This is a genomic window from Geobacillus sp. WSUCF1 (genome assembly GCF_000422025.1).
GTDB lineage: Bacteria > Bacillota > Bacilli > Bacillales > Anoxybacillaceae > Geobacillus > Geobacillus zalihae.
In genome coordinates this window covers 1-8,851 of record NZ_ATCO01000177.1, presented here as the reverse complement: position 1 = coordinate 8,851, position 8,851 = coordinate 1, and the positions used below count along the sequence as shown (strand labels likewise).

The 8,851-nt window shown below is 57.2% G+C and carries 7 protein-coding genes and 1 pseudogene; 6 read left to right on the top strand and 2 right to left on the bottom strand.

From position 1 onward, the window contains the following. Nucleotides 1–149: 149 nt before the first annotated feature. Both ytrI and I656_RS01970 read right to left on the bottom strand, forming a co-directional pair. A pseudogene (gene ytrI / locus I656_RS19980) lies at nt 150–654 on the bottom strand (sporulation membrane protein YtrI). Further along, nucleotides 651–992, bottom strand: a complete 342-nt coding sequence (locus I656_RS01970; RefSeq protein WP_011232219.1) for a YtrH family sporulation protein — start codon at nt 990–992, stop codon at nt 651–653. The pseudogene ytrI and the gene I656_RS01970 overlap by 4 nt, the downstream one beginning before the upstream one ends. 115 nt (nt 993–1,107) lie before the next feature. On the opposite strand from I656_RS01970, the gene dnaE reads away from it, so the two are divergent. The 6 genes from dnaE to I656_RS02000 all read left to right on the top strand — a co-directional run. Beyond that, nucleotides 1,108–4,389: a DNA polymerase III subunit alpha gene (dnaE, locus tag I656_RS01975; RefSeq protein WP_033006558.1), complete on the top strand. Its 3,282-nt coding sequence runs from the start codon at nt 1,108–1,110 to the stop codon at nt 4,387–4,389. A gap of 59 nt (nt 4,390–4,448) precedes the next feature. Next, nucleotides 4,449–5,132, top strand: a complete 684-nt coding sequence (locus tag I656_RS01980) for a FadR/GntR family transcriptional regulator (protein ID WP_081132763.1) — start codon at nt 4,449–4,451, stop codon at nt 5,130–5,132. A 39-nt stretch (nt 5,133–5,171) separates the two neighbouring features. Continuing rightward, nucleotides 5,172–6,044, top strand: a complete 873-nt coding sequence (gene accD / locus I656_RS01985; RefSeq protein ID WP_020756496.1) for an acetyl-CoA carboxylase, carboxyltransferase subunit beta — start codon at nt 5,172–5,174, stop codon at nt 6,042–6,044. After that, the gene (accA, locus tag I656_RS01990) at nt 6,029–7,006 is read left to right on the top strand and encodes an acetyl-CoA carboxylase carboxyl transferase subunit alpha (RefSeq protein ID WP_020756495.1); all 978 of its coding nucleotides are present in this window, start codon (nt 6,029–6,031) and stop codon (nt 7,004–7,006) included. Before accD ends, accA begins: the two co-directional genes overlap by 16 nt. Nucleotides 7,007–7,185: 179 nt before the next feature. Then, the gene (pfkA, locus tag I656_RS01995; protein ID WP_025039132.1) at nt 7,186–8,145 is read left to right on the top strand and encodes a 6-phosphofructokinase; all 960 of its coding nucleotides are present in this window, start codon (nt 7,186–7,188) and stop codon (nt 8,143–8,145) included. Nucleotides 8,146–8,172: 27 nt separating this feature from the next. After that, a partial coding sequence (locus tag I656_RS02000; RefSeq protein WP_020756492.1) for a pyruvate kinase occupies nt 8,173–8,851 on the top strand: 679 nt, incomplete at its 3' end.

Below are 8,851 nucleotides of genomic sequence, written 5' to 3'. Positions count from 1 at the left end.
GGTGGGAGTATGTCACAAAGTTGTTGTTTCAAATGAAGCGTCATGTTGATAGGAGAAGGCGTCCCGAAGGCTTTCGGGACACCCTCTTTTCCCGCAAGACGCGCTTGTTTGGCACTCCACCGCGGCGGAATGGGGCGGCAAGGCGCGCTCTACGAAAGCGGCGTCAGTTTCACTTCGACGGCCAACAAGGTAAAGATCGTGAGTGTGTGAAGTTCAAGCCGGTATGTCTTCTCGTGGATCGTATACGTTTTGTTTTCAATTGCCCGCTCAATCAGTTCGCGGCTGTTGTACACCGTTTCGATATCTTTCGTAATCAAATGGGACAAATCTTCTTTGACGCTGTCTTCAATGCGAAACGTCGTGTATGAATCAAGTTTATATTGCTCGGCGTTGGCGAGATGGACGGAAACGTCCTGAACGGTCAGCTTTTTTTTTCATTTCCTTATTGTAATGAATATAGTCTTCCTGCCAAATGCGAATTTCGTTTTGCAAATCGGCGATCTGTTCGTTGAGCTCATTGACGTGCCGCACTTGTTTTTCCTGCAAGACGCCGAACATATACAAAAAGACAAACCAACTGATGAGCGCTCCGATCGCCGCGCCGGCAAAAAAGCGCTGCCATGACGGGTATTGGTAATACGGAGGAATTCTCATGGCGAAATGTGCTCCTGTGTCAGCCACGTGATGATCGCCACTCCGGTCTGTGCTCCGCCCATGGCGGACAAAATGAGCAAAAATTGCCGCACGATGTCTTTCGTTTCCCCTAAAAACAGCCCTCGCTCAACGACGTAAAACGTGTCAAACGTCCCGCCGATGGCGGCGACGACCGCCCAAATGCGCAAATCGCCGGCAAATCGGTACATGGCCGTCAGCGGCTGGCCGCCGCTCAAAAACGCGCCGAGCGCGCCGATGATGGCGCCGCCAAGCAGCACGCCGACGGCGATAAAATAGCTTTGAATAAACGCCGGCAAGAAGGCCGCTTTTTCGTTCATGCGTTTCCCCGCCCTTTCTTTCTCTCTTATCTATGTATATCAATAGGGTGGACGGAGTATGTAGCCGAAAGAAAAGTTTTCGCCCGTCAAGCGCACGGATGAGGGAGGGATGGTCATGATGTTCGTCCACTTGCATGTGTTGAGCGGATACAGTTTGTTTCAAAGTGCGGCGGCGGTGGAGGCGCTTGCAGCGAGGGCGAAACAGCTCGGCTATCAAGCGCTCGCGCTCACGGACCGGAATGTGTTGTATGGCGCTATTCCGTTTTACCGGGAATGCAAGCAGAACGGCATTCGCCCGATTATCGGCGTGACGGCTGATGTCGCTCTTTCTGGGGAGGAAGCGTTCCCGCTCGTGCTCTTGGCCGCCAATGAAGAGGGGTATCGCCATTTGCTTGAAATCAGCACCATGATGCAAATGGGGGAAACAAAGCATATGGAGGAAGCCGCTCTTGTGCGCTTAAGCGGCGGCATCATCGCCATCACTCCCGGAAGCGAGGGACGCGTCGAGTCGCTTGTGGCCGCCGACGAATGGGAGCGGGCGAAAGAGGCGCTTGGCCGCTATCATCAGCTGTTTCCAGGACGGCTGTATGTCGCCGTTCAGCGCGGCGAGCAAACGCGAGCCCCATATGAAGCCGGGTTGTTGCAGCTGGCGGAGGAAACCGGCGTCCCGATCGTGGCGACGAACGACGTCCGTTACGTGGAGCGCAGCGATGCCGTGGCGTGGCGTTGCTTGCAGGCCATCGGCCGCGGCGCGCTGCTCGCTGACATTGAGGACGATAACGGCCGCTATTTGGCGGGGCCAGAGGAGATGGCGCGCCGGTTTGCGGACTTGCCGGAGGCGCTCGAGAACAGCCTGGCGATCGCCGATCAATGCGAGCTGCAGATCGAGTTTGGCGGCTGGCGGCTGCCGGCGTATCCCGTTCCGGACGGAGAGACGGCCGACAGTTATTTGCGCCGCTTATCGGAACAAGGGCTCGCCCGACGCGTGCCGTCGGCCGATGAGCGCTACTGGCGTCGGCTTTCGCATGAGCTGGATGTGATTCAGTCGCTTCATTTCAGCGACTATTTTTTGATCGTCGCCGATGTGCTCGCCTACGCCCGCCGGCGCGGCATCTTAACCGGCCCGGGCCGCGGTTCGGCGGCCGGGTCGCTTGTCGCCTACGCATTGTCGATCACCGATGTCGATCCGATCAAGTATGGGCTTTTGTTTGAACGGTTTTTAAATCCGGAGCGGGCGTCGGTGCCGGATATTGACTTGGATTTTCCTGATGACCGGCGCGAAGAAGTGATTCGCTATGTGGCGGATAAATACGGGCGCGACCGCGTTGCGCAAATCATTACGTTCGGCACGTTCGGCGCCAAAGCGGCGCTGCGCGAGACGGCCAAAGCGCTTGGCGTCCCTGGGCGGGAGGCGGAACAGGTTGCGGCGCTCTTGCCGAGCAAACAAAGTGTGACGCTCCGCCAATGGCATGCCGAGTCCGCCGCTTTTCGGCGAGCGGTGGCAGCGGTTCCGCAAGGGAGAGAGTGGCTGGCTGTTGCGCAAAAACTGGAAGGGCTGCCGCGCCATACGTCGATCCACGCTGCTGGTGTCATCATCAGCCCGGAGCCGCTCGTTCGCTTCGTGCCGCTGCAGCCAAGCCATGGCGAATGGCCGCTGACGCAATACGCGATGGGGGCGCTTGAAGCGCTTGGATTGCTGAAAATTGATTTTCTCGGTTTGCGCACGCTCACGTTGATCGAGCAGATCGTGCGTTTGATCGAGCGGCAGACAGGAAAGCCGTTTGACATCCGCACGCTGCCGCTTGATGATGAAAAAACGTACGCGCTGCTTGGCGCTGGAGATACAAACGGCATTTTTCAGCTGGAATCAAGCGGGATGAAGCGTGTGCTCGCCGAGCTGCGGCCGTCGCAATTGGAAGATGTCGTCGCCGTCAATGCCTTGTATCGGCCAGGGCCGATGCAAATGATCCCCGTTTACATCCGGCGCAAGCGCGGGGAAGAGCCGGTGTCCTATGCCCATCCTGATCTTGAGACGATTTTGGCGCCCACATACGGGGTGTTGATCTACCAGGAGCAAATTATGCAAATCGCCGCCCGGCTTGCCGGATTTTCGCTCGGACAAGCGGACGTGCTTCGCCGGGCGGTGGCGAAAAAAGAGAAAGCGCTGCTTGCTGAGCAGCGTCAGGCGTTTGTCGCCGGCTGCGTGGCGAACGGCTATCCGAAAGCAGTCGCCGAGGAACTGTACCGACACATCGTCCGCTTTGCCGATTACGGCTTCAACCGAAGCCACGCGGTCAGCTATGCGCTGTTGTCGTATGCGATGGCGTATATGAAAGCTCATTACCCGCTTTGTTTTTATGCGGTCATGCTCACCAATGCTTCCGGCGACCGAGAAAAAGCGGCGGTATACTATTGGGAGGCGGCGCGAAAAGGGATCAACGTCCTTTTGCCGTCGGTCAACAAAAGCGGTTTTCGCTCTTTTGTGGAGGGGAGCGCCATTCGCCTTGGGCTCGCGATGGTGAAGCAAGTCGGCTCGGCGGCGAAGCTGATTGTCGAGGAGCGGAAAGCGAACGGACCGTTTGCCGACTTCTTTGATTTCGCTGCTCGCTTGCTGCCAAAAGGGCTCGGGCGCCCGGCGCTCGAGGCGCTCATTTCCGTTGGGGCGTTTGACGAGTTCGGTGCAGATCGGGCTTCGCTTCTTGCCAGCATTGACATTGCGATCGAACATGCGCAATGGGTTCAGGCGCTGCAAGCCGGAGGGCTGTCGTTAAAACCGAAATATGCTGCCGCACATTCGTGGCCTTTGTCCGAACGGCGGCGGCGGGAAGCGGAGTTTCTTGGCTTCGCCGTCACCCCGCATCCGGCGGCGGTGTGCCGCCCGTTGCTGCAAGCGGCGGGGGCGGTGTGTGTTGCCGATGTGCAAGGTCCGTCAACTGTAGTCGGGGGAGCGGTCGTCCGCATACGGAAAACGAGGACAAAGCAGGGTGAAGAAATGGCGTTTTTCACCGTCGGCGATGAGAGCGGGGAATTGGAGGCGGTGGCGTTTCCGAACGTTTACCGCCGCGCGGCGGACGTATTGAAAGAAGGACAGTTTGTATTGCTTGCCGGAACGATTGAGGTGCGCGGCGGACGGCGTCAGCTCATCATTCGCCGCGCCGAGCGCCTGCTCGTGTCAGCGCTGTATATTAACGCAGGCCATGCGCTATCGGATGGACCGCGGCTTGCGGCGTTGAAGCAGCTGCTCGAACAACACCACGGAAGCATTCCGGTTTATTTATACGACGAAGCGAAGCGGAAGCTTCTCCGCCTGCCGGAACGGTATGCGGTTGACTTCACCGCGCCGCTTGTCGACGAATTGCTCTCTCTATTCGGTGCTGGGCGCGTCGCTGTCAAATAAGTCACCCTTTACTATTTCGCTATTTTGTTATATCGTATAACCATTAGGTGGTCAGACCAGTGGATGAAGCGAAGGAGAGGGGTCATTGTATCAAAGAGGAGAACGTGTATGCCGAGACGTTGAAACATATCCACCGCATGATGGCGGAAGACAACCTAGCCCCTGGCGACAAGCTGCCGTCGGAGCGCGAGCTGGCCGAACGGCTCGGCGTCGGGCGTTCATCGGTGCGCGAGGCGTTGCGGGCGCTTGAATTTCTCGGCTTGATTGAAACGCGGCGCGGCGAGGGGAGGTATAGGCGTGAGGTCGGCAGCCACCAGCTGATCGACCTGTTGGCGATGTTTTTGTTGGAAAACGAACGGGCGAAGGCCGATTTGGCGGAAACAAAATGGCTCATCGAGCGCCTGTTGCTTGCGCTTGCGTGTCGGCGCCGGAGCGCGGAGGACGTAGACGAGTTGAAAAAAATCGTTCGTCAAAAACCGATTGATTTCGCGCGGTTTTTCGAGACGGTGGTGGAAGCGGCTGGCAATGTTTTGCTCGCCCGCATTTGGCGGGTGCTGTCGGGGTTTGCCGCTTCATTTGCGCCCGAGCCGCCCCTTGCCGACGCCGGTTATGAACAGCTGCTCGCCGCTTTGGAAAGGCAAGATCCGGCGGAGACTGTCGCCGTCTGGGAGGCGCAACGGCCTTCGCCGTTGTCGAAACGGGCCGGACATCGTTTGACAAACAATGATGTCCATTTTCGATAAAGTAGTAGAGAGGCGAAAACGCAAAGGAGGGGCTCCCTCGTGTGGAAAGACTTGTTTGTGAAAAAGAAAAAGTATGCACCGCTGCCTTCAGAACAAGCGAGGCATGAAGTGCCGGAAGGCGTGATGACGAAATGTCCGCAATGCAAGAAAATTATGTATACAAAAGAGTTGATCAAAAACTTGCGCGTTTGCCTAAGCTGCGGCTACCATCATCCGATGCCGGCGCGTGAACGGATTGCAAGCCTTCTTGATGACGGCAGCTTCCGCGAGTATGACGCCGATATGATCTCGGTCAATCCGCTCGGCTTTCCGGGCTACATCGAAAAACTGGAAGAAGACCGGCGCAAGTCAGGGCTGAACGAGGCGGTCGTCACCGGCGAAGGAGCGCTTTATGGCCATCCGCTCGTCATTGCTGTCATGGATTCATCGTTTCGCATGGGCAGCATGGGCTCGGTCGTCGGCGAAAAAATCACCCGCGCCGTCGAACGGGCGCACAAACAGCAGATGCCGTTTCTCATTTTCACCGCTTCCGGCGGCGCCCGCATGCAGGAAGGGGTGTTGAGCCTCATGCAAATGGCGAAAACAAGCGCGGCGCTCAAACGGTTCAGCAACGACGGCGGCTTGTTCATCTCCGTCATGACCCACCCGACGACCGGCGGTGTATCGGCGAGTTTCGCCTCGCTTGGGGATTATAACTTTGCCGAGCCGGGGGCGCTCATTGGTTTTGCCGGCCGCCGCGTCATCGAGCAGACGGTGCGCGAAGAGCTGCCGAACGATTTCCAGACGGCGGAGTTTTTGCTGAAGCACGGGCAGCTTGATGCCGTCATTCACCGCCACGAGCTGAAAGAAACGCTTGCGGTCGTCTTGGATCTTCATCAAAAAGGAGGGGAAGAGGGATGGTGGCGGAATTAGAATTCGAAAAGCCGCTTGTCGAGCTGCGCCGCAAAATTCAAGAGTTGAAAGAGTTCATGAAAACGGCGGATGTCGATTTATCGGCGGAAATCGAAAAGCTTGAGGCGCGCCTCGCCAAGCTGGAAAACGAGATTTATGCGAATTTGACGCCGTGGGACCGCGTGCAAATCGCCCGCCACCCGCAGCGGCCGACGACGCTCGATTACATCGAGCGGTTGTTTACGAACTTTCTTGAGTGCCACGGCGACCGCTGCTTTGGCGATGACGAGGCGATCGTCGGCGGCATCGCCAAATACGACGGACTCCCCGTGACGGTCATCGGCCATCAGCGCGGCAAAGATACGAAAGAAAACTTGCGCCGTAACTTTGGCATGCCGCATCCGGAAGGATACCGGAAGGCGTTGCGGCTCATGAAGCAGGCAGAAAAGTTTTCGCGGCCGATCATCTGCTTTATCGACACGAAAGGCGCCTACCCGGGCAAAGCGGCCGAAGAGCGCGGGCAAAGCGAGGCGATCGCCCGCAACTTGTTTGAAATGGCTGGGCTTACGGTGCCTGTCGTCTGCATCGTCATCGGAGAGGGCGGAAGCGGCGGGGCGCTTGCCCTTGGCGTCGGCAATCATATCCATATGCTTGAAAACTCGACGTACTCGGTCATCTCGCCGGAAGGGGCGGCGGCGATTTTGTGGAAAGACGCCTCATTGGCGCAGCGGGCGGCGGAAACGATGAAAATCACCGCTCATGACTTAAAGGCGCTCGGCGTCATCGATGAAATCATTCCAGAAGTCAAAGGCGGCGCTCATCGCAACGCCGACGAGCAGGCAAAAGAAATTGACCACGTGCTGCGCCGTTCGCTCAAACAGCTGTTGGCGCTTGACGGCGAAGAGCTCGTCCGGCAGCGCTATGAAAAATTTAAACAAATGGGCCAAGTGTCGTTTTTGCCGGAAACGATTCGGGCAAGATAAGGAAAAAGCTGTCTCCGTCGCGGGACAGCTTTGTTCTATCGTGAAAAAATCCACTTTTGTAAGCCGTTTCAGCGATCGCTTCTATATTGTGTTCCGCTGTTGTTCATGGTACATTAGGGATGTTCAAGAAGACGTATGAGGTCGGACGTGTGCAATTCGATGCAAACGAGGTGGAAATGATGAAACGGATTGGTGTGTTGACAAGCGGCGGCGACTCGCCGGGCATGAATGCGGCCATTCGCGCTGTCGTCCGCAAAGCGATTTACCATGGGGTGGAAGTGTACGGAATCTACCACGGGTATGCCGGGTTGATCGCCGGCAATATCAAAAAGCTGGAAGTCGGGGACGTCGGGGACATCATCCATCGCGGCGGCACCATCCTTTATACCGCGCGTTGCCCGGAGTTTAAGACGGAAGAAGGACAGAAAAAGGGGATCGAGCAGCTGAAAAAGCACGGTATTGAAGGGCTGGTCGTCATCGGCGGCGACGGGTCGTATCAAGGGGCGAAAAAATTGACGGAGCACGGCTTCCCGTGCGTCGGCGTGCCCGGGACGATCGACAACGACATTCCAGGCACCGATTTTACGATCGGTTTTGACACCGCGCTCAATACGGTCATTGACGCCATTGACAAAATCCGCGACACGGCGACGTCGCATGAGCGGACGTACGTCGTCGAAGTGATGGGCCGCCATGCCGGCGATATTGCGCTATGGTCGGGGCTTGCCGGAGGGGCGGAGACGATTTTGATTCCGGAAGCGGACTACGACATGGACGACATCGTCGCTCGCTTGAAGCGCGGCCATGAACGCGGCAAAAAACACAGCATCATCATCGTCGCCGAGGGAGTCGGCAGCGGCGTCGACTTCGGCCGGCAAATTCAAGAGGCGACCGGCTTTGAGACGCGCGTGACGGTGCTTGGCCACGTGCAGCGCGGCGGATCGCCGACGGCGTTTGACCGCGTGTTAGCGAGCCGCCTCGGCGCCCGTGCGGTCGAGCTGCTCCTTGAAGGCAAAGGCGGCCGCTGCGTTGGCATTCAAAACAACCAAATCGTTGACCATGACATTGCCGAAGCGTTGGCGAAAACACATACGGTCGATCAGCGGATGTATACATTGTCGAAAGAGCTGTCGATTTAATTCCCGAGGGGAAAGGAAGAAGAAGTGATGAAGCGGAAAACGAAAATCGTCTGTACGATCGGGCCGGCAAGCGAGAGCGTAGACAAGCTCGTGCAATTGATCGAAGCGGGGATGAACGTGGCGCGCCTCAACTTTTCGCACGGAGATCATGAGGAACACGGGCGGCGCATCGCCAACATTCGCGAGGCGGCGAGGCGGACGGGCCAAACGGTCGCCATTTTGCTCGATACGAAAGGCCCGGAAATCCGCACGCACAATATGGAGAACGGCGCCATCGAACTGAAGGAAGGGGCAAAGCTCATCATTTCGATGAGCGAAGTGCTCGGCACGCCGGAAAAAATTTCCGTCACCTATCCGGGGCTGATCGATGATGTGTCCGTTGGTTCGAAAATTTTGCTGGACGACGGGTTGATCGGCCTTGAAGTCAACGCGGTCGACAAGCAAGCTGGAGAAATTGTCACGACCGTCCTAAACACCGGTGTGCTCAAAAACAAAAAAGGGGTCAATGTCCCCGGCGTGCGTGTCAATTTGCCGGGCATCACCGAGAAGGACCGAGCCGATATTTTATTTGGCATCCGCCAAGGCATCGACTTCATCGCCGCCTCGTTTGTGCGACGGGCGTCTGATGTGCTCGAAATCCGCGAGCTGCTCGAGGCGAATGACGCCTTACATATCCAAATTATCGCGAAAATTGAAAATGAAGAAG